Source organism: Pelomonas sp. CA6 (assembly GCF_022549225.1).
Lineage (GTDB): Bacteria > Pseudomonadota > Gammaproteobacteria > Burkholderiales > Burkholderiaceae_C > Roseateles.
In genome coordinates this window covers 121,522-146,281 of record NZ_JAKZFD010000012.1, presented here as the reverse complement: position 1 = coordinate 146,281, position 24,760 = coordinate 121,522, and the positions used below count along the sequence as shown (strand labels likewise).

General features: G+C 65.8%; 22 protein-coding genes and 1 pseudogene. 8 read left to right on the top strand and 15 right to left on the bottom strand.

What is annotated here, in order from left to right; all coding sequences use genetic code 11:
* Positions 1–31 precede the first annotated feature (31 nt).
* From LZ017_RS19125 to trxC, 3 genes are all read left to right on the top strand, one after another.
* Positions 32–961, top strand: coding sequence for a LysR family transcriptional regulator (locus tag LZ017_RS19125; protein WP_241398519.1), 930 nt, complete (start codon positions 32–34; stop codon positions 959–961).
* 117 nt (positions 962–1,078) lie between these two features.
* Positions 1,079–1,846 carry a class II aldolase/adducin family protein gene (locus LZ017_RS19120; protein ID WP_241398518.1) on the top strand — a complete coding sequence of 256 codons (768 nt, stop codon included), beginning with the start codon at positions 1,079–1,081 and terminating at the stop codon, positions 1,844–1,846.
* 62 nt (positions 1,847–1,908) lie between these two features.
* The gene (trxC, locus tag LZ017_RS19115) at positions 1,909–2,331 is read left to right on the top strand and encodes a thioredoxin TrxC (protein WP_241398517.1); all 423 of its coding nucleotides are present in this window, start codon (positions 1,909–1,911) and stop codon (positions 2,329–2,331) included.
* Here the strand turns inward: trxC and LZ017_RS19110 are convergent, their stop codons facing one another.
* The 3 genes from LZ017_RS19110 to LZ017_RS19100 are packed head-to-tail and all read right to left on the bottom strand — an operon-like array spanning position 2,332 to position 5,143.
* On the bottom strand, positions 2,332–3,816 hold the full coding sequence (locus tag LZ017_RS19110; RefSeq protein ID WP_241398516.1) for a hypothetical protein: 1,485 nt from the start codon (positions 3,814–3,816) through the stop codon (positions 2,332–2,334).
* Positions 3,813–4,742, bottom strand: a complete 930-nt coding sequence (locus LZ017_RS19105) for an ABC transporter ATP-binding protein (RefSeq protein WP_241398515.1) — start codon at positions 4,740–4,742, stop codon at positions 3,813–3,815. Before LZ017_RS19105 ends, LZ017_RS19110 begins: the two co-directional genes overlap by 4 nt.
* Positions 4,739–5,143, bottom strand: coding sequence for a GntR family transcriptional regulator (locus LZ017_RS19100; protein WP_241398514.1), 405 nt, complete (start codon positions 5,141–5,143; stop codon positions 4,739–4,741). Before LZ017_RS19100 ends, LZ017_RS19105 begins: the two co-directional genes overlap by 4 nt.
* An 840-nt stretch (positions 5,144–5,983) precedes the next feature.
* Between LZ017_RS19100 and LZ017_RS19095 the strand changes: the two genes are divergently transcribed.
* Positions 5,984–6,457 carry an RES family NAD+ phosphorylase gene (locus LZ017_RS19095; protein ID WP_241398513.1) on the top strand — a complete coding sequence of 158 codons (474 nt, stop codon included), beginning with the start codon at positions 5,984–5,986 and terminating at the stop codon, positions 6,455–6,457.
* Between the two features lie 82 nt (positions 6,458–6,539).
* Here LZ017_RS19095 and LZ017_RS19090 read toward each other — a convergent pair.
* The 5 genes and pseudogenes from LZ017_RS19090 to fahA all read right to left on the bottom strand — a co-directional run.
* Positions 6,540–6,946 (bottom strand): annotated as a pseudogene (locus tag LZ017_RS19090) (integrase core domain-containing protein); the annotation flags it as partial.
* A gap of 104 nt (positions 6,947–7,050) precedes the next feature.
* The gene (locus tag LZ017_RS19085) at positions 7,051–8,379 is read right to left on the bottom strand and encodes an MFS transporter (RefSeq protein ID WP_241398512.1); all 1,329 of its coding nucleotides are present in this window, start codon (positions 8,377–8,379) and stop codon (positions 7,051–7,053) included.
* Positions 8,380–8,457: 78 nt separating this feature from the next.
* Positions 8,458–9,396, bottom strand: coding sequence for an NAD(P)-dependent oxidoreductase (locus LZ017_RS19080; RefSeq protein ID WP_241398511.1), 939 nt, complete (start codon positions 9,394–9,396; stop codon positions 8,458–8,460).
* Entirely contained in the window at positions 9,393–10,094 is a 702-nt protein-coding gene (locus LZ017_RS19075) for an RraA family protein (protein ID WP_241398510.1), read from the bottom strand. The genes LZ017_RS19080 and LZ017_RS19075 overlap by 4 nt, the downstream gene beginning before the upstream one ends.
* Positions 10,095–10,397: 303 nt before the next feature.
* Positions 10,398–11,711 (bottom strand): fumarylacetoacetase, encoded by a 1,314-nt coding sequence (fahA, locus tag LZ017_RS19070; protein ID WP_241398509.1) that lies wholly within the window; start codon positions 11,709–11,711, stop codon positions 10,398–10,400.
* A gap of 167 nt (positions 11,712–11,878) precedes the next feature.
* Here fahA and LZ017_RS19065 point away from each other — a divergent pair, with 167 nt between their 5' ends.
* A complete protein-coding gene (locus LZ017_RS19065) occupies positions 11,879–12,952 on the top strand; it encodes a porin (RefSeq protein ID WP_241398508.1) in 1,074 nt (357 codons plus the stop codon).
* A 9-nt stretch (positions 12,953–12,961) separates the two neighbouring features.
* On the opposite strand, the gene LZ017_RS19060 is transcribed toward LZ017_RS19065, so the two are convergent.
* The 5 genes from LZ017_RS19060 to LZ017_RS19040 form a co-directional block, all read right to left on the bottom strand.
* Positions 12,962–13,852, bottom strand: coding sequence for a LysR substrate-binding domain-containing protein (locus LZ017_RS19060; RefSeq protein WP_241398507.1), 891 nt, complete (start codon positions 13,850–13,852; stop codon positions 12,962–12,964).
* A gap of 108 nt (positions 13,853–13,960) precedes the next feature.
* Positions 13,961–14,146, bottom strand: coding sequence for a hypothetical protein (locus tag LZ017_RS19055; RefSeq protein WP_241398506.1), 186 nt, complete (start codon positions 14,144–14,146; stop codon positions 13,961–13,963).
* Between the two features lie 310 nt (positions 14,147–14,456).
* The gene (locus tag LZ017_RS19050) at positions 14,457–14,921 is read right to left on the bottom strand and encodes a hypothetical protein (RefSeq protein ID WP_241398505.1); all 465 of its coding nucleotides are present in this window, start codon (positions 14,919–14,921) and stop codon (positions 14,457–14,459) included.
* 210 nt (positions 14,922–15,131) lie between these two features.
* Positions 15,132–15,626 (bottom strand): hypothetical protein, encoded by a 495-nt coding sequence (locus tag LZ017_RS19045; RefSeq protein WP_241398504.1) that lies wholly within the window; start codon positions 15,624–15,626, stop codon positions 15,132–15,134.
* 532 nt (positions 15,627–16,158) lie between these two features.
* Positions 16,159–16,740, bottom strand: coding sequence for a plasmid pRiA4b ORF-3 family protein (locus LZ017_RS19040; RefSeq protein ID WP_241398503.1), 582 nt, complete (start codon positions 16,738–16,740; stop codon positions 16,159–16,161).
* Between the two features lie 403 nt (positions 16,741–17,143).
* Here LZ017_RS19040 and LZ017_RS19035 point away from each other — a divergent pair, with 403 nt between their 5' ends.
* The gene (locus LZ017_RS19035) at positions 17,144–18,058 is read left to right on the top strand and encodes a glyoxalase superfamily protein (RefSeq protein WP_241398502.1); all 915 of its coding nucleotides are present in this window, start codon (positions 17,144–17,146) and stop codon (positions 18,056–18,058) included.
* Positions 18,059–18,538: 480 nt separating this feature from the next.
* Positions 18,539–19,000: a hypothetical protein gene (locus LZ017_RS19030; RefSeq protein ID WP_241398501.1), complete on the top strand. Its 462-nt coding sequence runs from the start codon at positions 18,539–18,541 to the stop codon at positions 18,998–19,000.
* 446 nt (positions 19,001–19,446) lie between these two features.
* Here the strand turns inward: LZ017_RS19030 and LZ017_RS19025 are convergent, their stop codons facing one another.
* Together LZ017_RS19025 and LZ017_RS19020 are read right to left on the bottom strand one after the other, a co-directional pair.
* The gene (locus tag LZ017_RS19025) at positions 19,447–20,787 is read right to left on the bottom strand and encodes a hypothetical protein (RefSeq protein WP_241398500.1); all 1,341 of its coding nucleotides are present in this window, start codon (positions 20,785–20,787) and stop codon (positions 19,447–19,449) included.
* Positions 20,788–20,842: 55 nt separating this feature from the next.
* Positions 20,843–23,359: a hypothetical protein gene (locus tag LZ017_RS19020; protein ID WP_241398499.1), complete on the bottom strand. Its 2,517-nt coding sequence runs from the start codon at positions 23,357–23,359 to the stop codon at positions 20,843–20,845.
* A gap of 689 nt (positions 23,360–24,048) precedes the next feature.
* On the opposite strand from LZ017_RS19020, the gene LZ017_RS19015 reads away from it, so the two are divergent.
* Positions 24,049–24,627, top strand: a complete 579-nt coding sequence (locus tag LZ017_RS19015) for a nucleotidyltransferase family protein (RefSeq protein WP_241398498.1) — start codon at positions 24,049–24,051, stop codon at positions 24,625–24,627.
* The last annotated feature ends 133 nt before the right edge of the window (positions 24,628–24,760 follow it).

The window sequence follows — 24,760 nt, the reverse complement described above, 5'->3', positions numbered from 1 at the left end:
GTTTGCAATCCCGCACAAACAACGTCGAATCATGCAGACCGAATTTGCAAATTCGCACAACGAGCGCGACACCCTGGACTGGGACGACCTGCGCGTGGCGCTGGCCGTCGCCGAGGCGGGCTCGCTCAGCGGCGCCGCCCAGCGGCTGGGCGTGCAGCACAGCACCGTGCTGCGGCGGCTGGACGCGCTGGAGCGCGGCCTGGGCGCGCGCCTGTTCGAACGCCGCCGCCAGGGCTATGTGCCCACCGAAGCCGGCGAGCTGATGGCCGCGCAGGCGCGCGAAATGCGGCCGGCCATCGCCGATTTGCAGCGCCGGCTGCAGGGCCGCGACCTGGAGCTGCAGGGCACGCTGCGCCTGACCACTGCCTTCGTCGCCATGCTCTACCTGCTGCCCGAGGCGCTGGCCGAGTTCCGCCGCCGCCATCCGCGCATCGCGGTGGAGGTGCACGAGAACTCCGCGCTGGTGGACATGTCGCACCGCGACGCCGACGTGGCGCTGCGCATGAGCCAGCGCGTGCCCGAGCACCTGGTGGGCCGGCGCCTGGGCACGCTGCGCATGCGCGTCTACGCGCGCCGCGGCGCCCCGGGACTGCCGCAAGACCTGACCCCGCTGGACCGGCTGTGCGCCGACTACCCGTGGATAGGCTTCGATTCCGAGCGCCGCTCGCGCTTCTATGACCGCTGGATGCTGGACCATGTGCCGCCCGAACGCGTCGCGCTGCGGCTGGACCTGCTGCACCCGGCCGTGGCGATGGCCCGCACCGGCCTGGGGCTGGCGCTGCTGCCCACGCTGGTGGAAGGGCATGAGCCCGAGCTGCTGCCCGTTTCCGAGGTGCTGGACGAAGTGAGCACCCCGGTCTGGCTGCTGACCCACCCCGACCTGCGCCACACCGGGCGCGTGCGCGCCTTTCTGCAGGACGTGGGCGGGCTGCTGGAGCAACGGCTGGCGCGGGCGCCCTGAGCCGGGCGGGCCTTGGCAAAAACCCTGGCAGGGTCTGTCGGGCAGCCGACAGCGCGGCGGCCGTGTCGCGGCGATCATGGGGACTGCCCATCCACCGCGTCACAAGGAGCCGTCGCCATGAACACATCCCCGACATCCCTGCGCAGCCAGGTCAGCGACGCCGAATGGCAGCTGCGCGTCGACCTGGCCGCCTGCTACCGGCTGGTGGCGCTGTATGGCTGGACCGACCTCGTGTTCACCCACATCAGCGCGCGGCTGCCCGACGCGCCCGACCAGTTCCTCATCAACCCCTATGGCCTGATGTTCGACGAGATCACCGCGTCCAACCTGGTCAAGGTCGACCACCACGGCCGCAAGCTCGTCGACAGCCCCCATCCGGTCAACCCGGCCGGCTTCACCATCCACAGCTGCATCCACGCCGGGCGTCCCGACGTGCACTGCGTGCTGCATACCCACAGCCGCGCCGGCGTGGCCGTCTCCGCCCAGAGCCATGGCCTGCTGCCCATCAGCCAGCAGAGCACCTTCGTGCTGCCCGCGCTGGCTTATCACGACTACGAGGGCGTGGCGCTGCGCGAGGACGAGCAGCCGCGCCTGCAGGCCTCGCTGGGCCAGGCCAGCTACCTGATGCTGCGCAACCACGGGCTGCTGACCGTGGGCGGCAGCGTGGCCGAGGCCTTCCTGGCCATGTACACCTTCGAGAACGCCTGTCGCATCCAGATCGACGCGCTGAGCGCCGGCATCGACCAGTTGCGCCGCGTGGACCCGCGCATCCTGGACGGCATGGCTCAGGTCATGCGCACCGTCACCGCCGGCATGGGCGCGCAGATCGCCTGGCCCGCGCTGCTGCGCCGGCTGGAGCGCGAAAGCCCGGGCTACGCGCAGTAAGGCCGGCGCTTGAACCCGGCCGGGGCAGCCCCATCTGCAGGGGCAGACCGCGAGGAACCGCCATGCTCATCACCTGCCCCCATTGCCAGACCCGCAACCGCGTGCCGGACGAGCGTGCCGCCCAGGACCCCAGCTGCGGCCGCTGCGGCCGCGCGCTGCTGGACGGCGAGGTGCTGGCGCTGGACGAAGCGCGCTTCGACGCCGTGCTGACCGGCAGCGAGCTGCCGGTGCTGGTGGACTTCTGGGCGCCGTGGTGCGGCCCCTGCCGCATGATGGCGCCGCAGTTCGAGGCCGCGGCGCGCGCGCTCAAGGGTCAGGCCTTGCTGGTCAAGGTCAACAGCGACGAAGCCCAGGGGCTGTCGGCACGCTACGGCATACGCTCCATCCCCACGCTGATCCACTTCGAGGGCGGACGCGAGCGCCAGCGCATCAGCGGCGCGCTGCAGGCCCCGCAGATCCTGCAGTGGCTGCGCCAGGCGCGCTGATCAGGGCGGCGCCCAGCGCCCCACCGGCCATGGCGGCGCGCCCCGCGTCATCGCGCGCCAGCGCCACAGGCCCAGCAGGCCGGCCACCGCCGCGCTGATCAGCGGCAGGCCCCAGGCGGGCACGGACAGCCAGGCACGCAGGGCTTCCAGCCCGGCCAGGCCGACGAGGGTCAAGCCCACCAGCGCCGGCACGAACCAGGGCGGCAAGGCCCCCTGGCGCGCCCAGTCGCGCCACAGCATCAGCACGCCGGCCGGCAGGGTCGCCGCCGCGAAGCTGAGCGCCACCGTGCTGGCCCCTTGGCCGCTGGCGCGATAGATCAACGCCACCCCCGCCATGCTGAGCAACCAACAGATCAGATAGCCCCCCATCAGCCGACGCGCCAGCCCCCGGGCCAGCGCGGCGCCACGCGGCATGCCGGGCAGCAGCATCAGCATGGCCTGCTCGCGCCGGCTGCGGTGCAGCGCACCGACGATGCCCAGCATGGGATTGACCAGCATGCTGGCCAGCGCGATGGACAGGCCCGCGCCGCGCAGCAGCCGCGGCGAAGTCAGCGGCGGCCAGCCCAGCACCGGCTGCAGCAGCAGATAGCCCAGGGCCAGCAGCGGCACGATCAGCAGCACCGCGCCGGTCAGCGCGCTCCAGTGCAGCTGCTTCAGCGTCGCCATCTCGGCGCGTGCCAGCGCGCTGGACGCGGTGGGACGGGCATGGCGGATGCGCCAGGACAGCAGCCCGCGGTTCAACCAGCCCAGACACGCCCCCAGCGCCGGCAGCAGGCGTGAGCCCCGCGCCTGTTCCTGACGGCGCCACGCCGGGTCCAGAAGCGAAAAGCCACCTTCCAACCCCCGGTTCGCCCGGTCCAGCCAGGCCTTGCCGCGGGCATGGCGCAGCGCATGCCGCGAACCACCGCGCTCCAGCCCGGACGCGACCCAGGCCGCGGCGATCAGCAGCAGCACCAGCGTGAGCGTCATCGGCCGCAGCGCAAAGACCCACTGGGCCGTGGCGACCAGCGCGCGCACCGGGGCCCAGCCCTTCCAGCCGTCAGCCAGGGCCAGAGGCAGCCACATGGCCCACCACAGCCAGGGATGGCGCATGGCCTGCTGGGTCAGCACCAGCAGCGCCACGCCGCCTATCCACCAGAGCCAGAAGCTTCCGCCCAGCGGCAGCCCGACCATGGCGAACAGCAAGGAGCAACCCAATAGCAGCGCGACAGCGACTTCGCGCAGCCGCCGCACATGGCCGGGCACCAGGCGGGCGTGCACGGGATGGTTCTGCTGCATCAGTGCCGTGATCGCCGCCCACCACAGGCACGCGCACAACAACAGGCCCAGCGCCAGCGCGAATTTCAGCAGCCAGGTGCCCACCACCAGCGCCAGCAACACCATCACCGCCAGGATGGGGCCGACGACGCCCACCCACAGCCGCATCGAGCGCAGCACGGCGCCGAGGATGCAGGCCTGCGCCGCGAAGGCGGGCGCGGCCCTCATTGCGTCAGCTCCAGGAACAGGTCCTCCAGCCCCAGCGCGTCCACGCGGAGCTGCGCGCTTTGCGCCGGCTCGCGCGCCAGCCGGGCCAGCACGCGCAGCCCGGCCTCGCCGCCTTCGGGGTCCAGCGAGCGCTCGCGCAAGACCTGGCCCCCATGCGCCGCCACCGCCGCGCGCACCAAGGAGGCCGGGCCGATGAGCAGGCGCAGTTCGTCGGCCAGCTCATCCTGCGCCGCCTGCAGCGCGATGCGCCCACCATGCAGGAAGGCGATGTTGAACGCCACCCGCTCCAGGTCCGACAGGATGTGGGTGGAGAACAGCACCGTGGTGCCGCGGTCCAGCACCTGCTCCACCAGCTCGCGCAGAAAGTCGCGCCGGCCGGCCGGGTCCAGGCTGGCGACCGGCTCGTCCAGCACCAGCAGGTCCGGCTCATGGGCCAGCGCGCGCACGATGGACAGGCGCTGCTGCTGGCCCTGCGACAGCCGGCCGATCTGGCGGCCGCGCGGCAATTCCCAGCGCGACAGCAGCGCCTCCACCTTGGCTTCGTTCCAGCGCGGATAGAAGCTGCGGAAGTAGCGCAGCAGCTGCTCGACCGTGAAGTCCTCGAACAGATCGCTCTGTTGCGGCACGTAGCCGGTGCGGGCGCGCACCGCGTCGTCCATGCCCCCGACCGGCTGGCCGAACAGCAGCGCCTGGCCGGCCTGGGTTTCGCGCAGGCCCAGCAGCGCCTCCAGCAGCGTGGTCTTGCCCGCGCCGTTGCGGCCCAGCAGACCCACCACCTGACCCGCCTCCAGCGTCCAGTCCAGCCCGTCCAGCACCGGTGCCTGCCCGGGATAGGCCAGGCTCAGCCCACGCAGTTGCAGCGGCGGCCGCGCCACGCGCGCGATGTCGGCCGCGGATTCCGCGGCGAGAGTCAGGGTCGTGGTCATGCGTCGTCTCCCTCGGAATCCTGGTTCAGCAAGCTCTCGAACAAGGCCAGCGCCTGCGCGGGGTGCAGGCCCAGCTGGAGGGCCTCGGCCGCGGCCTTGGCGAGCGCGGGCCGCAGCAGCTCCACCCGCGAGCGCGTGCCCAGCGCCTTCTGGTGCTGCGCGGCCACCACCATGGGCAGCCCGCGCCGTCGCTCCACCAGCCCTTCCGCCTCCATCAGCCCGAAGGCCTTGGAAATCGTCATCGGATGCACCGCCAGCTGCTGGGCCAGCTCGCGCACCGATGGAATCTCCTCCCCCGCCACCAGCTGCCCCGCCGCGATGCGGCGGCGCAGCTGCTCCAGCAGCTGGCGATAAATGGGCTCCGGCGAACCCGGGTTGATGCTGAAGAGCGGGGCGTCCATGTGGGGTGATCAGGTGTACCAGTACATCAGTACACTTTGGCGTGGACGGTCAAGACCTGGCACCGCCAGGTGCGGCCACATGGTGGGCGGGCCTGCGCGGCCACGGGCCTGTCCAAGGACGCTTTGCGCGTTTGGTGGCCGCGGTTGGAAAGTTCGTGGACATGCGCGATGATTTCCGGTGCTCGGGCTATTGGCGTTGGTCAGCCAGCTTGCGCCACTGCGTCGAACATTGAGCGTCATAGGGATGCGCACATACCTTCCAAGCATCGGCTTCTGGTTCGCTGCTGTTCCATCCTTTCTCCTTGCGGGTAGAGCGGTGTGGGAGCAAACCGTGTTGAGTTGGGAACGTGGGCCGCAGATGGTCGGTTTCTCCTTGATGCACTCTGGACTGGGAGTTGTATTGGCATTCGCCTGCTACGGTGCAATGGGATGGGTGCTGCTTACGCTTGTTCTGGCCGTTTCATCGACTCGTCGCCATGTGCCTACGGTGGTCGGAGCTGTCGTCGTGGGAGCAGCTTTGGCGCTTGTCTTCCTTCCCTACGGCACCTGGGTCCGGGTCTTTGCAGGAAGAATTGCAGGGGGTCCGCATGCCGCTGAGTTCTTGGTGCATATGGCAGCACTCGGCGAGTTGTCAGCCGTAAGGGCGCTTCTTGACCAAGGCGTTCCTGTGAATGCGAGTGGACACGCAGGCATTCGTCCGATAGTGGCCGCGGAGACTGCAAATCAGCCTGCCATGAGGGAATACCTTGTCAGCCGTGGCGCGCGACACAAGGGAGACGAGCAATGACGCCCACACCCTCCGCTCACGAACCCTAAGTCCCCACAACCGCCCCCCGCACGATGTTCATCCCGATCCTCCGTGGAACCTTCTTTCGGGCGATAGACCCAAGGTTCCGGGCGCACGCCCTCACTGGGTCAAGATCAGCAGGGCGCTACTCACGACCCGACCAACCCACGCTCTACATGAGTTCATCAATCGAGGGTGTTGAGGCGGCGATGGTTGCTCACAAGGGCTCTCGGTCGATGGAGCTTGAGATCATCGAGCTCGAAGTCGAGGCGGAGAACATCGCTGACCTTAGAAGCCCGGAATTGCTGGCAAAGGTCAAGATTGACGTCGCTGACGCCGTAGCGCCTTGGCAGGAAGTCGTGGCAGCAGGCGCTACGCCACCGTCATGGACAGTGCGAGACCGGCTCATCGCAGCAGGAGCGAATGGACTGATTGATCCATCGCGCAAGCGTCTGGGACTGTGGCATCTTGTTCTATTTCGCTGGAACGACGGACACGGTCCGACCGTGCGCCTGCGAGGCATGTAGTTTTCGCTGTGGCAGTGCGGCCTGACCCCTCGGTCGAGGCGACGCAGGGCTGACCTGCTCGGGAATTTCGAGACACTACTTCCTAGAAGACGGCGGGTTGCAGGTCTTGGCGAAGTTGCTGTTTGAACTCCACCGGGGTCAAGTATTGCAGGCTGCGATGCGGGCGGACCTCGTTGTAGCGCTGGCGCCAGGTTTCGATGACGACGCTGGCCTCGCGCCGCGAGTGGAACCACTCGATGGACAGGCCCTCGCGGGTGAACTCGTCCACGATGGTCAGGCACTTGAGCTGCTGACCCGTGGCGGTCGTGTCGAAGACGAAGTCGTAGGCCCAGACCATGTTGGCTTGTGGATGCGAGGCCGCACCGAAGCAATGCGCTTGCTCGGCCGCTTCCTGGGCACGAGCAGCCCCGCCTGGCGCCACAGGCGATGCGTGCGCGACCAACTCAGCTCGAAGCCGCGGCGGCGCAGGAGCACCCGGATGCGGCGGTATCTCGTGGATCAATCGCCGCAATGGGGCCACCGTCCGGGCTGTCCACGGCCTTGGAGGAGGATGCCAGCGGGCGGATGGCGCGGGGCGCTCGCTCCGGGGCGGATCAGGTGGTCGAGACGCGAGGCGTCGCCTCGGCGCTTGGTGCAGGAGTCTGCCGAGACAGGAGCAGCACGGCCACGCCGCCAAGGAAGGTCAGCAGCATGATGGGCAGCAGACCCATCGTGAAGCTGCCCGTCGTCTCTTTCACCCAGCCCACCAGCGAGATGGCTCCGCCACCGACAAGGTTGGAGATGGCGTTGATGCCCGCGAGACCAGCGGCCGCGGTCTTGGGAGACATCCAGGTCGAGGACAGCGCCCAGAACGGGCCCTTGAAGGAGTACGCGCCAATCAGGCAGCAGGACAGCAACATGACGGTCGCGACCAGGTGGCCTTGCGTGGCCGCCAGCGTCCCCAGCGCGGCAGCGATCAGCCACAGCGTCAGGGCGGTGTGCCAGCGGCGCTCGCCAGTGTGGTCCGAGTGACGGCCCCACATCACCATCAGCACCGCGGCGATGCCGTAGGGCACGGAGTTGATGAAGCCAGTCTGCATGTTGGTAAGGCCGAAGCTCTTCAGCAATTGCGGCTGCCAGACCGCGAGCGCCGAGCCTGTTGCGGAGGCGCCGGCGCAGATCATCGCCATGGTGAGGAACTGCGGGTTGCGAACCAATTGCCAGACGGTCAGGTGGCCGCTGGCCGACTTCTTCGCGTTGTCCGAAGCGATACGCTGGGTCAACCAGTCGCGCTGCTCAGGGGTCAACCAGGGAGCGGTCTCGGGGCGGTCCGTCAGCACGCGCAGGCAGGCGGCGCCCAGCAGCACGGTGGGAAGGCCCTCCAGGATGAACAGCCACTGCCAGCCCTTGAGGCCCAGCAGCCCGTTCAGCTCCAGCAGCAAGGCAGACACCGGCGAGCCGATGAAACTGGCCACCGGCACCGAAACCATGAAGATGGCGATCAACCGCGCGCGGTAGGCCGCAGGCAGCCAATAGGTGAGGTACAGCACCACGCCCGGGAAGAACCCCGCCTCCGCCGCTCCCAGCAGCAATCGCATGCCGTAGAACGAGTAGGGGCCGACGACGAAAGCCATGCAGGCCGACACCAGGCCCCAGGTAATCATGATTCGCGCGATCCAGCGCCGGGCGCCGAACTTCTCCAGCGCAAGGTTGCTGGGCACTTCGAACAGGAAGTAGGCCACGAAGAACAGACTGCTGCCCAGGCCGAAGACCGCGGCCGAGAGACCCAGGTCCTTGTTCATCTGCAACGATGCAAAGCCCACATTGACGCGGTCGAGCAGTGCAAAGAAATAGCACAGCATCAGGAAGGGCACGAGGCGCAACGTGACGTGGCGCATCGTGGCCTTCTCCAGGGCCGATACCTCGGGACGATCAACTTGCATGGCTTGTCTCAATGGTAGTGATGATGAACCCGCTTCTGACGAGCGGTGCATGGCAATGCAACGGACGTGGGCAACGGCTCAGGCCGCGACCGTGTGGCGCTCCAGTACATCCAGCGCGTTGCGCGCGGCAGCCAGGCCCATGTTCAGGTAGGCGTCGCCGGTCACGCCGCCGATGTGCGGGCTCAAGATCAGGTGGGGCACGCCCTGGAAGGGATGACCCGCCGACATGGGCTCCACCTGGAAGGTGTCCAGCCCGGCGCTCGCGACCTGGCCCGAGGACAGGGCCTCCAGCAGCGCCGCCTCGTCGACCAGACCACCGCGGGCGGTGTTGACCAGGATGACGCCGCGCTTGCATCGGGCCAGCGTCTGGGCATTCAACAAGTTGCGGTTGTCGTCGGTCAGCGGGCAGTGCAGCGACACGACGTCGGCGTCGCGCCAGATGGCATCCAGGGGCACTGGCGTGATGAAGTCCGGCAGGTCCTTGGCATAGGGATCAAAGCCGATGACGCGCATGCCCATGGCGTCGGCCATCTTGGCGAAGCGCTGGCCAATGGCGCCCAGACCCACCAGGCCCACCGTCCGGCCGGCCAGCTCCAGGCTCTTGTGCGTGGCCTTGTCCCAATGGCCGGCGTGCATGCGCTCATTCAGCGAAACGACCGACTTGGCGCAGGCCAGCATCAGCGCCAACGCCTGTTCGGCGACCGCCGCGGCGTTGGCCCCCACCGCGGCGACGACTTTGATACCGCGCGCTTGGGCGGCGGCCTTGTCGATGGTGTCGGTGCCGCTGCCGTGCTTGGAAATCACCTTCAGAGAAGGCGCCGCGGCCATGGCGGCGTCGCCCACTTTGCCGTAGCGCACGATGATGGCCACGGGGTCATGCTGGCGGCACAGGCCAACGATGTCGTCGTCGCTGGGCGCCTTGCCGGCGTAGACGACCTCGAAGTCGTTCAGCAGGTCCAGCGCGGGGCGCGCCAGGTCCGCGCCGGTGACAAGGAAGACAGGCTTGGCGGCGCTCACAGCGTTTCCCCTTCCTTGAGCACGCCAGCGGTCCGCAGGGCGGCGTCCAGCCAGCCCGGACGCAGGGCCTCGCGGCTCTTGATGCCGGCGATGCGCTTGGTCTCGGCGGCCACTTTCTCGGCGGCCAGGGGCAGCAGCGAGGCCGCCTTTGCGCGCTCCACCACGGTGACGCCGTCCGCATCCCCCACGACCAGGTCGCCGGGATGGACGGTCACGCCGCCGATGGAGATGGGGTGGTTCACACGGCCGTTGACCTGCTTGGTGGGACCATTGGGATTCGTGCCCACCGCGAACATCGGGAAGCCCATCTTGCGGATTTCCTCGCTGTCGCGGCATGCGCCGTCCAGCACAACGGCGGCGATGCCCAGCGCCATGCACTGGTGCGACATGATTTCGCCGATCAGGGCGCTGGACAGGTCGCCCTTGCCGTCCACGAGGATGACGTCGCCAGGCTTGGCGATGGCCATGGCCGCGTGCAGCATGAGGTTGTCGCCGGGGCGCACCTCGACCGTGATGGCCGTGCCGGCGAAGCGCATGCTCGGCGACAGCGGCGCGATGCGGCCGTTCAGCGCACCGCGGCGGCCGGCCACGTCGGCCAGGATCGAGGATGCATAGGTGGAGGCCTTGTCGACGATGTCGGCGGGCGTTCGTTCGATGTCGCGAATGACGTCAGGCAATGCAGCGGCTTGACTGCTCATGGAAGTCTCCTGGTGCCGCCGGCAGGCCGGCGGTGGGGTGTCGGGGAAAGAGGTACCGGGCGGCGCTTCAGCGTGGAGCGCGCGGCGTGGCGAGATGAGCGGAGTGCGTCATGGGGGTCTCCTGTCGGCGCTGCCCGCCGTGGGCGGAGCGCTCTCTGTAGGTCTTGGCCTCAGTATTGGCGACAGGATTGCGACGGTCCATTCGATAATTTCTCGCGACCCATTCACAGGACTTTTGCGATTGACCTTCGACCCGTGGCTGCGCCCGGCCCGCGGCGAGGCCGAGCGACGAGGAGCGCCTGTTCAGGCCGCCGGGAGCACGGTCCCCGCGCAGGCGCCAAAGCCGATGCGGGCGCGGCCAGGGGCCTCACACCAGCCCCGCAGGGTGATCTGGTCGGCGTCTTCCAGGAAGGTGCGCCTTTCGCCAGTGGGCAGCTCGATGGGGTTCTGGCCGCCCGTGGTCAGCTCGATGAGCGCGCCGGCTTCCTGCAGCGAGGGCCCCGACAGCGTGCCGCTGCCCAGCAAGTCGCCGGGGCGCAGGTTGCAGCCGTTCATGGTGTGGTGGGCCACCAGTTGTGCCACGGTCCAGTAGGCGTGGCGATAGCTGGTGGCGCTCAGACGCATGTCCGGCATGCCACGTTCGCGCATACGACCGGTGCTCAGCAGCACCTCGAGCCGGATGTCCAGCGCGCCGGCGCCGCGGTTCTCGGGGGAATCCAGGTAGGGCAGCGGCTGAGGGTCGCCCTCGGGCCGCGTGAACGGCAGCCTGTAGGGCGCCAGGGCTTCGAGCGTGACGATCCAGGGCGAAATGGTGGTCGCGAAATTCTTGGATAGGAAAGGCCCCAGCGGCTGGTACTCCCAGCCCTGCACGTCGCGGGCGGACCAATCGTTGAGCAGGCAGATGCCGAACACATGAGACTCGGCGCTCGCGATGGGAATGGGCTGGCCCTGGGCGTTGCCAGGGCCGACGAAGATGCCCAGTTCCAGCTCGTAGTCCAGCCGCGCGCAAGGAACAACTGCGGGCCCCTCGGCACCCGGCTTCATGACTTGGCCCACGGGCCGCGAGAAAGTCTGCCCGGACACGCCGATGCTGGACGCGCGACCGTGATAGCCGATGGGCACCCATTTGTAGTTGGGCAGCAGCGGCTGGTCGGGTCGGAACTGTCGGCCGATGTTGGTGGCATGGTGCACCGAGGTGTAGAAGTCGGTGTAGTCGCCGATCCGGGCTGGCACCTCGTGCTCCACCTCGGCCTGCGGCGCCAGGCAGGCGGCCAGGCGCTGCGCGTCTGCGCTGCCAGAGCGCAAGACCCGTGAGAGCGCCAGCCGCAATGCCGACCACTCGGCCGGCCCCTGCGCCATCAAGGCGTTGAGCGTGTCGCCGGCAGCCGCCGCGAGCGCAGCCTTGGCGGGGCCGTCGATGACATCCAGGCCTGCCAGCGCGGCCAGGTCCAGCACCTGGTCGCCAATCGCGACGCCGCCACGGAACGCCTCGGCGCTGCCTCGGGGCCGGAAGACGGAGAACGGCAGGTTCTGCAGGGGGAAGTCGGTGCCCGCCAGATTGGCGCTTTCCACCCAGGAGGTCAGCGCGGGGTCATGGGTTTCATTGAGCGTATGCATGGCGCCAGTGTCTGCGCAAACGAGGCCCGGCCGAACTGCAAAAGTCCCATTGATGGATTCGGAAAAACTTTCGATTGGACCTCGGCAGCTGGCTTCCGGACCATCTGCATCCACCGCGTATGGGCAGCGCCCTTGCCGGTCATTCAAAGCACATCCGGAGACATCCCTTGAAGCATCAGAGCATCTTGTCGGCAGCGCTGCTGACACTGGTCACCAGCGGCGCCATGGCGCAGAGCAGCGTCACCGTCGGTGGCATCCTGGACTCCGCCGTTCGCGTGGTCCACAACGAAGGCGGTGGCTCCGTGAAGTCGGTGGTGAGTGGGTCCAACCAGACGAGCCGCCTGTACTTCCGCGGCGAGGAAGACTTGGGCAGCGGCCTCGCGGCCGGCTTCTGGTTGGAGAGCGGCGTCAACGTCGATACCGGCACCGCCGTTGGCGGCACGCAGTTCTTCGACCGCCGCGCCACGCTGTCGCTGGTGAGCCGCGGCGTCGGTGAGTTGCGCATGGGGCGCGACTATGTGCCGACCTACACCATCTGGTCTCGCCATGACCCCTACACCCACGTGGGCGTGGCGGGTTCGAACAACTTTTCCTCGTCTTCCCAACTGGGGCCTATCCGCAGTGCCTTTGGCACCGGACCCAACACGACGGTACGCTCCAGCAATGCGGTCGAATACCTGCTGCCCTCCGGCCTTGGCGGCGTGGAGGGCGGGCTCATGGTCGCCGCAGGCGAAGGCGGCACGGCGGCCAATGGGCAGGACAAGCTGGTGGGTGGCCGCATCGGCTGGCAGGCAGATAGCTTTGGCGTGCACGCCGCCCACGTGACCACGTCCAACGACCTGACCACATCCGGCAAGTTCAAAGACACCTTGTTGGCGGTGAACGGCGCGGTTGCGAACGTGCGCCTGACCGCGGCGTTGCGCAGGTACGAACAGGCCGCGGCGAAGGAGTCCATCTTGTTGCTCTCCGCCACGGTCTCGCTCGGACAGGTGGAAGTGAAAGCGTCATACCTGAAGGCCGACATGAAGGGCAAGGTGGGCAGCACGTCCATCGATGCCAACGATGCCACGCAGTTTGGCATTGGGGCCATCTACAACCTGTCCAAGCGCTCCGCGCTTTACGTGCAAGGTGCGCGCATCAGCAATGACGGCCGCGCCACCTTCTCCATTCCGGGTGGCACGGCGATGGTGGCGGGCGGCAACTCGACCGGCTGGGAAGCCGGTCTCCGGCACAACTTCTGAGCTGCCGTATCAAGTCGACGTAGCCGACTGGGTAAACAGGTCGATCAGGCGCCGTGCCGCGGGCGACAGGAAACTGTTCGCCCGGTAGGTCACGACGATGCGCCGTCGCATCCTGGCCCCCTTCACCGGCACCTCCTTCAGACCGAGCAGCCGTGCCTGGCCTTCGAGGTGGTGCCGCGAAACGAAGCTCAGCAGCCCCGTCTGCGCGATCAGGTCCGGCAGCATCAATAGCATCGTGGTCTCCACCTGAACCTTGGGCCTTGGCAGACCTTTGCGGTCGAAGGTCTGGTCCAGCCAATCGCGCGTCGGCGCGCCGGGCGGCTGCAGGGCCCAACGGTGCGCGGTCAGGTCCTTCAACGTGACCGGCTGGCGCAGGACTTCATGACGCTCGCTCGCGGCCACGACGATGACGTCCTCAGACAGCAGCTCGGACACGTAGCCCGGCTCCTCGGCGCCTTCCGTCCCGACGACCATGTCCAGTTCGCCGGCTCGGAGCCGCGGTCTCAGCGTGTCAACCAACCCCACGACCGTGCGCAGCGTGACGTCGGGCGCCTGGCGCAGAAGGTCTCGCGCGACGGTCGGTAGCAGGAACTGCGCCGCCGTCGGCACGATGCCCAGGCGCACGTGGCCTGTCAGTCCGGAGCCTATGGCCTCCAGTTCACGCTTCGCGTCTTCCACGTCGAAACGCATGCGCTGCGCCCACTTCAGCAGCACATGGCCCGCCTCCGTGAGACGGATGCCCCGTCCCGACTTCTCGAACAGCGCAGCGCCGCAATCCGCCTCCAGTCGACGAATGCTGCTGGTCAGCGCCGGTTGCGTGCGGTGCAGACGTGCCGATGCGCGGCCGAGGTGCTGGAGCTCGGCGATGGTCTCGAAGTAGCGCAGGTCTCGCAAGTCCATTGCCAAAGCTCCATCGATGGGTTCGAAGAAAAGTATCGAACGGACTGTAGAGCCTTGCAAACAAGTACCGCGCCTCATTGGCCGCGCACCGACGGGCTGGGCCCCTGGTCACCGCCGCCTTCGGCGCCAGACGCGAAGAAAGAGCCCGACCGCGAGCACCAGGAAAAGCAAGGCCAGCAGCACCTGCCCGAACGCCGCGGCCATGCCAGACCCCAGCAGCAGGCCATAGCGGCCCCATGCTTCGAAGGCAAGCAGCGTCAGGTCGAATGCATCCGTCTTGTAGCGCTTGAACATCGGCTGTGCAGTCTAGGGCAGAGGCCGCGCTTCGAGCGGCAGTATGGATTCCATGCGTCGAGTCCACAGCGCCCTGGCCTGGCCCAGCTGGCGCAGCGCATGGCTGCGCATGCGTCGGCTCAGACCCAGAATCAGACAGGCCCGGCGCGGCGACTCGCCCGGCAGGCCAGGGCTCGTGCGGCAGCCCGGCGACCCGGCGGGGAGGTCATTGCTGCAGTGAACACCTGCAGGTCCTCGAGGGCCAGCCCCCGCTCGGCCAGTCAAAGTCTGAACTGGATGTGGCCGACCGGCTCCAATGAGGAGCGGATGGTCACTTCGGCTCCAAGAATATGGTGTCCGGACCGGAACCCGTGGAACTCCGGCGAATCCTGAAAACAGCATCGGCTTTGGGAAGTCCCTCCGCAGGAAACTCCATATCGAAATGGCCATTCGCCAATGCGTGAAGCTCGATGTGAGTCAGCTGCCCATTCAGGCCAAACAGCAAGTAGACATGGTCATCGGGCGCTTTCTCAATGCGAACGATACGGCCGCAGACATTGCGCCCTGCCCCGATGAGCTTGCAGACCTCCTCCCGGGAGGCGCCTGGCCTGGAAGCCAAGAAATACGCCCAGCCAAACGTCGGCAGCTTGCGGAGATCCATCTCCGTGGCTCCTGGCGTATGCACGATCTCTCCGATGCGTTTGCTGATGGAGCCGGTGCCATTGCTCGCTTCCGAGCAACCCAGCAAGAGCACACAGGAGGCCAGACAGGAAAACACGCGTTTCAGTGCTGACATGGATGATCCTCGACGCAGAGGGGGTGCCCGGTTGAAGGGATGCCGCGCTGCCATCGGCAAAGGCTCGATGGGCGGGACGGCTCATCGGCGGTCAGATTCAAGTCAGTCCACTCGTGCGGCCCATGCCCCAGGCACTCCACGAGCGGCGGCGAGCCGCCGCGGGTCCAAGGGCGCATGCGCCCTGGAACGCCGCGCGCATGCCGGTGATGACTACTTGGCCACCACCTTCTCGGTGACGACCTTCCCTGTGTCGAGTTCCTCGATCCAAACGGCGGAGCCCTCCTTCTTGAGCTCGCCCTTCACCACATAGCGCTTGCCGGCCTCCGGCTTGAAATCCACGACCCCCTCGACGGAGAAGAAGGTTCCCGCAGCCCGGCTGGCGATCTCGTGGATGGGAGCGCCCGTCTGGTGCGTTCCCTCAATCATCACCTTGATCGGCTGCGCGGGGATGGCGCGCTGGGTGGGCGTGGGAGACACGGTAAAGCCCTGGCCTTCGCTGGCGCGGCGCGTGTCAATGATCGCGTTCTTGATCGGACGGCCGTCGATCTCGGTGGCGGCGAAGATCTGCGCCTTGGCGTGGTCCTCCCGGAAGCCGCTGTCAACGAGTTCCGCGGTGGGGCCCGTGTACCCCTTGGGCAGCGGTTCCTGAAGCACGGAGCAGGCCACGAGCAGGAGGGAAGACAGGGCGACGGCGATTGATTTCATGAACAGTTAGACGTGAGTCAATGGAAACAGAAGCCAAGACGACAGCTTCGCGAATTGAGGGTGCCCGGTATCGATGGCACTGAAAGCCCATGCCTCGTTGAGGTGGCGACGGACGGTGTTCAATCCGGTCGCCGAGTCAGGGCCGTGCACACAGCTGCATCTGAAACCGAACGTCGCAGGACTCCCTTCGGGGAATTCAGCGACAAAGTCGATCATAGACAGAAAGAACCGATTGTTCGGCTTCGCTGTGACTGGCCATCTTCACTTCACAAAGACCGGAAGTGTCGTTGCCACCGCCGCCGTTCGACCGAGACACAAAGCTGTTGACGTATCGCAAGCATCCCGCCGACATACGTCCGAGCCAAGAAAAAGCAAACTCAGGCTGGATTACTGAGGCGCCGTCGCGAGGGCCAAAGAGCAACTCGCCAGTGTCGCCCCCCGCCAGACGGCGATGCGCTGGCCCTTCTTTTGCAACCCACCCTCGAGCGCCCATTCATCAGCTTCCGGCGAACCCGCCTTGACACCGGCGAGATCAGCGCAGCTTGCGGATCGCCATGTTGGCCGCGTTGATGCCGAAGCCCGTCGGGTCGAACGGGCCGCCCCACCAGGACCAATAGTCGGCGTGCTGCTCGTGCTGCGGGTCGCGCATGGCCTGCAGGAAGTCCATGTAGCCCGGTGGACCTCCGACGTCCTCCGGTGGGCAGGCGTTCTCGCCGGCCAGGCACATCGGCCAGTCATTGCGGCCGGCCTGGATCGGCAGCCGCTCCTCGACCGTGATGCGGTGATCCCACCCGTCGCCGAGGTCGTAGCTGTACATGAACTCGTTGACCTGTTCGCCCAATGCGGCGCCGACAGTGAACTTGCGCTCGTCCCGCATGTCGCCGCTGCCCGCCCATTCGTCGTCCGGGATGCCGTAGCGTTGTTGCTCGATGTGCCAGTCGTGCAGATGGCTGTTGGTCCAACCCATGGCGGCCTGCACGATGCGATCAAGCTTTGCAAGCTTGACGGTGTCAGGTACGAGGATGCGCCGCCAGATCAGGGGTGCGATGTGCTGCAGCTCGATGCGCAACTGGTAAGCGATACGGGGCTGGGCGCGCTGGAACTTGGTGCTCATCCGGCCAGTGTCGCAGCAACAGCTTGCCATCGGTGTGGCAGCAGTTCCCGGGTGAGCGCGTCCACCCGCGGCTGCACCTGCACACCGCATGCGCCCAGCGTCGAGTTTGGAGAAGGGAGAGACCCCAATCGCTGCGGAGGGGCCGGTCGCTGAGTTGGTACTGCTTGAGGCTGGTCTGAGACGTTCGCCGTCGGAGGCTCGAATGGCGGCGGCCAACGAACACCGTTCATCTAGATCGTCGCGGAAATCTTATACACTCCGTCTCGGTTTGGACGCCAGCCACTCCCGCCTTAACAGGCAAGGTGAAAGTCCGTTCGTCGTATCAGACGTTCTTGTCAGTTTCTCGTTCGCGGGCTTGGCAATGGGAGTACCAAAGAACTCCCGCGCCAACAAGGAACTGAGCATGACTTCTATGCTGGACGCTGCACGCGTCAAAGCTCTTGCCAAGGAGCTTCAGCGCTCTTCTAGCGCCATTGGCATCACCCTTCCCCAAGCTACGTTCTACGAGGCATTGGCCCACGAGCATCAGTTCAAGGACTGGAACTCGTTCAAGGCGCATCTAGATCGCAAGGGCGAGAACTCAGACCAGCGGCTCCAAGTAGCCTATGCCATGCTGACTTGGCGCGGTGGCGAGGCCATGCACAGCCTGGACGCCTCGGGTCGCTATGAGGCTCCAACCCTGCTGGCGCAACGCGTGCAGAAGAAATCGAGGTTCAGCCTTGAGGGGCTGGCGCCTCGGTTCACCAGGATTGATCGACCAGGGCTGCCGAGGCCGTCCCGGCCTCCCCAACTAATCACATGGACCGAAGCGGGCCCGTCGTCAGACGCAGGCGAGCGGAACTATTCTGTTCACGACGCTTGGCCAGCAGAGTTGAGCATGACGCCTCAACTCGGCGATTGCACACCGTTTAGGGTCGACTTCTGGTCTGACCGTGAGGAGGCGCCGGTTGCCAGTGCTCTCGTGTGGTTCCTGACTTCGTACCAAGACTCGGATGGGGTACGTTGGAGCTTTGGGCAAAGTGGCGTTTTTACCGTGAGCCCGATCTACCGCTTCCTTGAATCACTCAGACAAGCACCTGTAGCGCGCCGATCAGTCGTCAAAAGCGAGATGCATGACGGTCAGCCAAGGTTGATGAAGTTCGTTGAAGATCAGTCAACCCCACAAAGGCATGCCGTACCCGCGACCGCGGCCACCCCTGAGGCGGCGGCGGAGATCAACAAGCTGGAGAACGTCTCTCGCTTGGACGAGCTAGACATCATGCGGGCGTTTAAGGAGCAAGAAGCGATTGACTTCGATGCGGGGGATGTTTACTCCTAGCGTGAGGCCTGGGGCGCAGAGCATATGCAACGCCCTCTGCGCTCCTTGTCGGCACGATTTGGCGGCTGTGTTCGGCCTACATATCGCTGACCGGTCCCTGGCGTTGAAGTGACTGGCCCGGCCGACGGCACTGGGTCGGGAGAGCCGTTCCAACGCTTCAAGCAGCAGACGTTTGACGACAAATGCCACGGGCAGCCAGGCTGGACGACCGCAGCATCCTCGGCACTGGTCGTTGAACCCGTCAGCCGGCCAAGTGCGCCGACGTCTGCTTCATGCGAGAGAGCGTGTATTCGGCGGCTGATCGCAGATGACGGCACCCCCTGCAGACCTGACGGTCGCCGCGGGAGCAGCGGCACTAGGCTGGTCTCGGTCGCTCGACCATGGTGCTGCAGTGACTGCTATTGCCAGGAGCTGTCCTTCACGAGTGACCGCTTCTCGCCAGTCCATCTGGGCATAGCACCTTAATATCCAGGCATGCCGATGACATTTGACGACTGGATCCTCGAAATGACCGGGGACGGACTTGAACTTCCTGATGGCAGGGGTGCAGGGGCTTCAGAGAATCTGTGGTCACTGTCTTTTCCTGCGGACAAGCTGCCCAACGCGGTCGATCTGACGCGATTTATCGAGACGGCCGTTGACGTCCGTCGCGCCCAGGCTAAGAGCATTGGTAGGAAGCCCGCGACGTTCTACCTTTGGCATGACGAGCAGGCGGGGCAACTGCGCTTCAGCGTTGCTCGCTGCCTTCCAGATGCGCTTCCATTTCGGTGCGCGGTGAAGCCCGCCAAGGCGGCCAGCGAAGTCGTTGACAACTATCTGGCCTCCAGCAATGTCGACGGCCTTATACCGTGGTCGGAGCTGAAACCAGTCTGCTCCGACGAAGCCGAGGCAGACAATGCTCAGCCAAACCCTCTGCTCGTTTGGGCGCGCCAGCTTGTTTGAGTTGTGCCCGTAGGCCATGTCGCTTCAGACAGCCGACCGTTGCCGCTGACGGCTGCTTGCGGGCGGCTTGTCAGCGCTCCTTGAGGGCGGCACAGGGTCGATCTGCGACGGTCGCGGGACCTCGAAGCAGTCCCTCGAACGTCATGAGCGCGGGCGGCATCATCGAACGGCCGGTTCGACCATCAGACCGGACAGTCGGAAGTCGCCCTGGCCTGAGCCCGGATGGCAGGAATGTGCTCAAGACGGGATGAACGAAGGGCAGCGCCGACCGTCCGAGATCGCTGCTGGCCTGCCTGCCACCGTCTGGAAGGCAGCATCAGGCTGATACCTGCCAGTAGGCGCCGCAAGACTCGATGACCGCTTTGATCCGAAGGAGACGCCCGGGCAGGAACGCGCCCGCGGTCGCTATGGCAACCCCGGCCGGCGCCGAAGCCCGTCGCGCGTGCTCAGCGGGATAGCTTGCTCGGTCGCGTTATGTTCCCCTGGATGACCACGGTGGCGACTGCAATGGCCGCAGGAGGTGCAGACCTCAGAACCCCTAGACCTTCGGCGGCAGGCCATGGAGCGGAGTCCTTCACGCTGCAATCAAGGACGCACAGGATGGCGACTCGCTTGCCCTTCGCCACTGCATAGCTGGCGGCTTGTTCAACGTATGCCCGGCAATCCTCGATCTTTCCGATCCTGTTTTTCACCGACTTGAGCTCGATGACGATCCCACGATAGCTCAGGTCGGTGATGCCGCCCGCAGCCTTGGGATGTTCGTCCAGCTCCGACCCGATTCGAGGTGCACGCCGCAGCTCCATCCTCACGTGTTCCTGAAAGCGGTCTTCCGACCAGACGCCGTCGAACTCGGCGTCCTGCACGGCACGGCCTGACATGCCGCCCAATACCGTTAGCAACTCGAGCACGTCCGAGAGTTCCTGGGAGTTCGCACCGCCCTCACGCCGAAGCATGTCGCGGATGGCAACGATCTTCTGGTCTACAGCCGAGTAGCCTGTAATCGGGTTCGATCTGACATCGATGCCTTCCACCAGTAGCGTGCGATGCCCCACGATGGCAACTGGCTGCTCAACGCTGGCCGGTCGGAACGCCGCAGCGTACTTGAACTCGAACGGTCGTGCCTTGAGACCTTGGGCGACCTGAAGCACCGCCCGACCCTGCTGGACGAGCGTGAACGGAGGCCTTCCTTCTGGTCTCGCGAAGCTGAATTCGGACAACTCATACGTGCTACGCGGCTCTGCCGAGACTGGAGTGAGGATCAGATGCGTTGCGTTCTCGGGCCACCGAGACACCCGCACCTCGATCTCCATGTCGTGCATCTCTCTTGGCACTAAGTGATGAATATCTGCCGCTGGCTGGCCTCCCAATTGGAACTTCAAGAACGCGACCGAAAGCTCGGCCGGCTGAGGAGCGGCTTCCTTCTCGCGGCCCGACTTTGGCGGCACCCTGGGAGCCTCGTCGGCAAAGATCCCGATAGGCAGAGGAACGCTTCCAAGGCCTCTGCAGAGAGCTTCAAAGTCTGCGATCGCTGCCACCGCCGGGAGGGACGCCGAAGCGTCCCGCAGCGCCTTGGCCTCGGCTTTCTCGCCGTACTCGTTGTTCCAGAGTCGATACCGCTCGATCACGCTCCTCACAAGCCGGTCACTCCCCTCAGAGGCGTGAAGGATCGACTGGCGCCACTCGACTAGGGTCGAGACGATGCGAAGCAGTCCGGCGAAAGCTGCATAGGCGGTCGCGGTCGCTGCGCGCCCATATCGGAGCGAGGCATCGTCCAGCTCGGCGCTCATGTGTTGCAGCAACTTGGCGCTGACAGCTTCGCCGCGCCCAAGCTTGGAGAGTGCGTCAACCGCCTGTATGCGAGCGGAAAAAACTTGGGAGAGGATTGCGTCTTTCCGCATATAGCTTCTCATCGTCTTGGAGGGCCTTCTCAAGGCCTTCCCACTCTGATTTCAAGGCAGCCTGTTGCGCCGAGTCGCCAGCGGCAACAGCGGCCTCAAACTGCACGGCGACTCGCTGCAGCTGGATGGTCCACTTCCTTCGCCTCATCGGAACAGTATGCGGCACGTGCTCCCATGAGCCTGTGATCGCAGAGACGGCCTGCGTCCATGCCCCAACGCGGGTCAGGATCTCTACAAGCGCGCCGACGTACAGGGAACGTCCGGAGCACCGGAACGCAACCTTTGCCAAGTCATCAGCACGCTTCAACACCTGCTCGTCAGGAATCGCATACACAAGGTCGATCGCGTCTTCTTCGCCGTACTCGCTGACAGCCTCGTCGTCGAGGACACGAATGACCAGATCCACAAACTCGGGCTCATCCTTGAGAAATCTGGACATCGAGTTCAATCGACGAAGTTCCCGACTCGCAGGTACTCCATTGAGGATCCGAACGAACGCCGCCGCGAGGCCGCCTCGCAGTTGCCGCTGATCAGCGAACCGCCTGAGGTATAGCTGCATGCACTGAGGCAAGAAGTCCTCTGCATCCTTCCCCGAGCTGTAGACGACGATGAGCTGAAGCAACGCTGCATCAGCCTGCCGCTCGAGGTGCGGTGGCAGCGCAATGCTGCCAAGCGCCCTGGCGGCCGCCTTGTGCACGATGACGTAGGGATCTTTCAGCAGGAGAACAAACGCCTCGAGCACGAGCTCTGGTAGGTCCGCGATTCGGCACTCGCCTGCCTCGCCGAGTGTCTGAGCCGCTGCGGCGCGTACGAGCGTGGACGCGCCCACCAGTCCTGTGTAGAGCTCGGGTAAGACCAGGTTTAGGCCTTCAGGCGTCGCTATGAGGTGATTCGCCTCCTTGAGCAGTGCAGAACTCAAGCCCGCGCGGCTCTCGTCGATCCTCGCGAGGAAGTCGACGAAGGACTCGGTAGCCCTCCGATCACCTTCCGCCGCCTTCGCTGCCAATGCAGAGAAGCACTCTCGGAGGTAGTAGAGCGAAGTTCTCTCGTTCTGCGCCGTGAGAAAGTCGAGCTGGGTCGCATTGGTCTTCAGCTTCTGCGCGGCCTCGAATGCCTCAAGCCTGTCATCGAGAACCGCTGCCGCTCCAAGCACGACATCGAGTGACCGCCTTGCCGCACCGATAAGTTGGTCGGAACCGTTCCTCAGTATCTGAATGATCTCGCTGAGCACCTTGTCGTTCTTTGACGTGCTTGCGAACTTGATGATCCTGGAGAGAACTACTCCAGCGAGCGACTCTGGCAGCGCGGCCTTTCCACGAACCGCAAACCGAAAGACCTCTTCGTAGACGCGCACGAGGCGCGCTTCGCCTTCGGATGAAGCGCTCTCGTAGAAGTCGGCAATCAACTGGTCCGTCGGTTCTGGATCCTGGAGGAGTGTTGCGGCCAGCGAGCGCTGGAGGTCGCTACACACCATGGACAGCTCGCGGTCGGTTTCGTCTTCGTCGATGAGCAGGTGCGCACGAACGAGCTTAGTGACCAGCGTCTTCGCGAACCGCCCAAGCAACCTTGGATCGACTGGCGAAAGGACTTTGAGCGCCGCAGTGCCGGTCCGGATGGGATAAGACAGCCGTGAGTCGAGCAGTCGCTCTATGCCACGCATGACCTGCTCTGGCTGAGCCGCAAAGACGGCCAGGAGCGGACCTGGCAGAAGCCGCCGTTCGTAGCTAGAGAGTTGTGACCGCGGAGGGTTCGCCAGTCCAATGAGAGCAGGTACCGCAGCTTCCACGGTAGACCCGTCACCCAGGCTCGGGTTTGCCATGACAATCCCAGCCGCCGTATCGATTGCGTCGTGGTGCGCAAGGCAGCGCAAAGCGGCCGTTGTTAACCGTTTGGCATCCGCCCCAACGAGTCGCAGAACCTCGAGCGCCTCGGACTGACACCCTGCAGCCTTTGAAGACGTCAACTCGAAAAAGTACTCGACGATCGGTGGCGTGACGACCTCGGGCGCCAGCCTTGCCGTTTCGACGATTCGCGTCCGTGCGTCTTGGGAGCGGCCATGGTCCAAGGACTCAAGGTCATCGAGCAGGGCGCAAGTCGAAGGGCTCTGTCCAACTCTCAGAGCGTCTCTTCGCTCCTTTCGAGCGTCGCGGGCTGCTTCCGCCGCTGCCTGCGCCCGCTCCGACTGTTCCTTGCGCCTCGCTAGTTCGCGGTCGCGCTCCCCAACGAGCTGGATGAGGTTTGGCAGGCGGACCGGTTGACGCTTGTCGCAGTGCACGCAGTTTCGGTCGTAGAAATCGAGGACCCCCTCCTCCAGATACCAGCCAGCTATCCCTCCCGCGGGCGCGTGGTCGCAGTGCATGCCGAACATGCCAAGTGGCAGACCCGTCCACTGGGCGATCAGGCCGACACCGCCGTGGTTGCGGATTTCAGCGTGCGCGCACCAGTTGTGCACGAGTTCCAAGACTTGCTTGTTGCGCTCCCCGGTCCGGACGTGTCGCTCGAATTCCGCCTCATTCATACAGCAATAGTAGGACTTCGCAGATGTGGACGTGTGCCCCTTCCGACCACAAGACGAAAGCTAGCGGTTCTGTTGTCATTGGTTCGTGCGGCCCGCATTCGCGGCAACCTTCACAGTACTGGGATCGCCAGCGAGTGAAGGCCGGCGCCCCTTGCCGCCGGATTGCGGTAACTCACCGAGGCAACGCAGCGCGTCCGCTTGCTCAGTCTACGACCGGTGTAGGACGGAGATCGTGCGTTCGAGCCGTCGTGGCGACTGACACCTATCGCTGCAGAACCGCCTGTCGCCCAGCACAACCGGATTCCCGCTTGAAGTTGACGGCACTCACCGGCCATTCCGACCACTCACAAGCAGCCCGCGACTCCCGAACCACTCCCGCTTGATAGCGATACCCAAGGTCGTTGCCGTCGTTGCCAGCGGTTCGAATTGCGGTGTCAGCATCCGGATTCACTGCAAGCGGGCCATGGACGGCCTCCGCAAACGGCCTGAACGCTGGGCGGTCTAACGCGGCTGCGGCAGCGGCGCACACCGCCCATTCTTCTCGGCCATGGTGGCCGAAGTACTGAGACAAACCACTGTTTCGCGCTTCCGTGCCCGGCAACCAGATACGATGAATCGCACCCCATCCCGCCATGCCCACCTCGCAACACAGCCAACACCTGACCCAGCTCGTGCACGACAGCGCCTGGCTGATGCAGGCCCTGCGGGCAGTGCGGACGCTGGGGCTGGAGTCCTGGTGCATCGGCGCAGGAGCCATTCGCAACCTGGTCTGGGACGCCCTGAGCGGCCATGAGCGCCCCTCGGCCCTGGCCGATGTCGACGTGGCGTTCTTCGACCCCCACGACCTGAGCAGCGAACGCGATGCGGCGCTGCAGCGCCAGTTGCAGGCGCACCTGCCGGACGTCCCGTGGGAGGTGACGAACCAGGCCGCGGTGCACCTGTGGTTCGAGTCCTGCTTCGGCCATGCCGTCGCGCCGCTGCGCTCGCTCGAAGAGGCCGTGGCCTCCTGGCCGGAGTACGCCACCTCGGTCGCCGTCTGGCTGGACGCGGACGACCGCGTCCGGGTGATCGCGCCGCTGGGGCTGGACGATCTTTTCAACATGGTGGTGCGCAGAAATCCGGCGCGGGCCAGCCTGCAAAACTACCGCGACCGGACTGCCGCGAAGCGCTACACGGAGCGCTGGCCGCGCGTGACGGTGGTGCCGGCCTGAGCCCGGCGGCGCCCCGGGTTCATGTGTCCGGCGTTTCGGGGCCGCCAGGCCATCCCTCGCAGGGCAGGCGCTCGGTGCCTCACGACGAAGGCGCGGTTGGTCGGCGCATCTCAGGTCGATGGCAAAGCCGCGT

Excerpts from the sequence above, each read along its gene's own strand:
- LZ017_RS19125 (WP_241398519.1), top strand. The coding sequence starts at position 32 with ATGCAGACCGAATTTGCAAATTCGCACAACGAGCGCGACACCCTGGAC.
- LZ017_RS19120 (WP_241398518.1), top strand. The coding sequence starts at position 1,079 with ATGAACACATCCCCGACATCCCTGCGCAGCCAGGTCAGCGACGCCGAA.
- trxC (WP_241398517.1), top strand. The coding sequence starts at position 1,909 with ATGCTCATCACCTGCCCCCATTGCCAGACCCGCAACCGCGTGCCGGAC.
- LZ017_RS19110 (WP_241398516.1), bottom strand. The coding sequence starts at position 3,816 with ATGAGGGCCGCGCCCGCCTTCGCGGCGCAGGCCTGCATCCTCGGCGCC.
- LZ017_RS19105 (WP_241398515.1), bottom strand. The coding sequence starts at position 4,742 with ATGACCACGACCCTGACTCTCGCCGCGGAATCCGCGGCCGACATCGCG.
- LZ017_RS19100 (WP_241398514.1), bottom strand. The coding sequence starts at position 5,143 with ATGGACGCCCCGCTCTTCAGCATCAACCCGGGTTCGCCGGAGCCCATT.
- LZ017_RS19095 (WP_241398513.1), top strand. The coding sequence starts at position 5,984 with ATGTTCATCCCGATCCTCCGTGGAACCTTCTTTCGGGCGATAGACCCA.
- LZ017_RS19085 (WP_241398512.1), bottom strand. The coding sequence starts at position 8,379 with ATGCAAGTTGATCGTCCCGAGGTATCGGCCCTGGAGAAGGCCACGATG.
- LZ017_RS19075 (WP_241398510.1), bottom strand. The coding sequence starts at position 10,094 with ATGAGCAGTCAAGCCGCTGCATTGCCTGACGTCATTCGCGACATCGAA.
- fahA (WP_241398509.1), bottom strand. The coding sequence starts at position 11,711 with ATGCATACGCTCAATGAAACCCATGACCCCGCGCTGACCTCCTGGGTG.
- LZ017_RS19060 (WP_241398507.1), bottom strand. The coding sequence starts at position 13,852 with ATGGACTTGCGAGACCTGCGCTACTTCGAGACCATCGCCGAGCTCCAG.
- LZ017_RS19055 (WP_241398506.1), bottom strand. The coding sequence starts at position 14,146 with ATGTTCAAGCGCTACAAGACGGATGCATTCGACCTGACGCTGCTTGCC.
- LZ017_RS19050 (WP_241398505.1), bottom strand. The coding sequence starts at position 14,921 with ATGTCAGCACTGAAACGCGTGTTTTCCTGTCTGGCCTCCTGTGTGCTC.
- LZ017_RS19045 (WP_241398504.1), bottom strand. The coding sequence starts at position 15,626 with ATGAAATCAATCGCCGTCGCCCTGTCTTCCCTCCTGCTCGTGGCCTGC.
- LZ017_RS19040 (WP_241398503.1), bottom strand. The coding sequence starts at position 16,740 with ATGAGCACCAAGTTCCAGCGCGCCCAGCCCCGTATCGCTTACCAGTTG.
- LZ017_RS19035 (WP_241398502.1), top strand. The coding sequence starts at position 17,144 with ATGACTTCTATGCTGGACGCTGCACGCGTCAAAGCTCTTGCCAAGGAG.
- LZ017_RS19030 (WP_241398501.1), top strand. The coding sequence starts at position 18,539 with ATGACATTTGACGACTGGATCCTCGAAATGACCGGGGACGGACTTGAA.
- LZ017_RS19025 (WP_241398500.1), bottom strand. The coding sequence starts at position 20,787 with ATGAGCGCCGAGCTGGACGATGCCTCGCTCCGATATGGGCGCGCAGCG.
- LZ017_RS19015 (WP_241398498.1), top strand. The coding sequence starts at position 24,049 with ATGCCCACCTCGCAACACAGCCAACACCTGACCCAGCTCGTGCACGAC.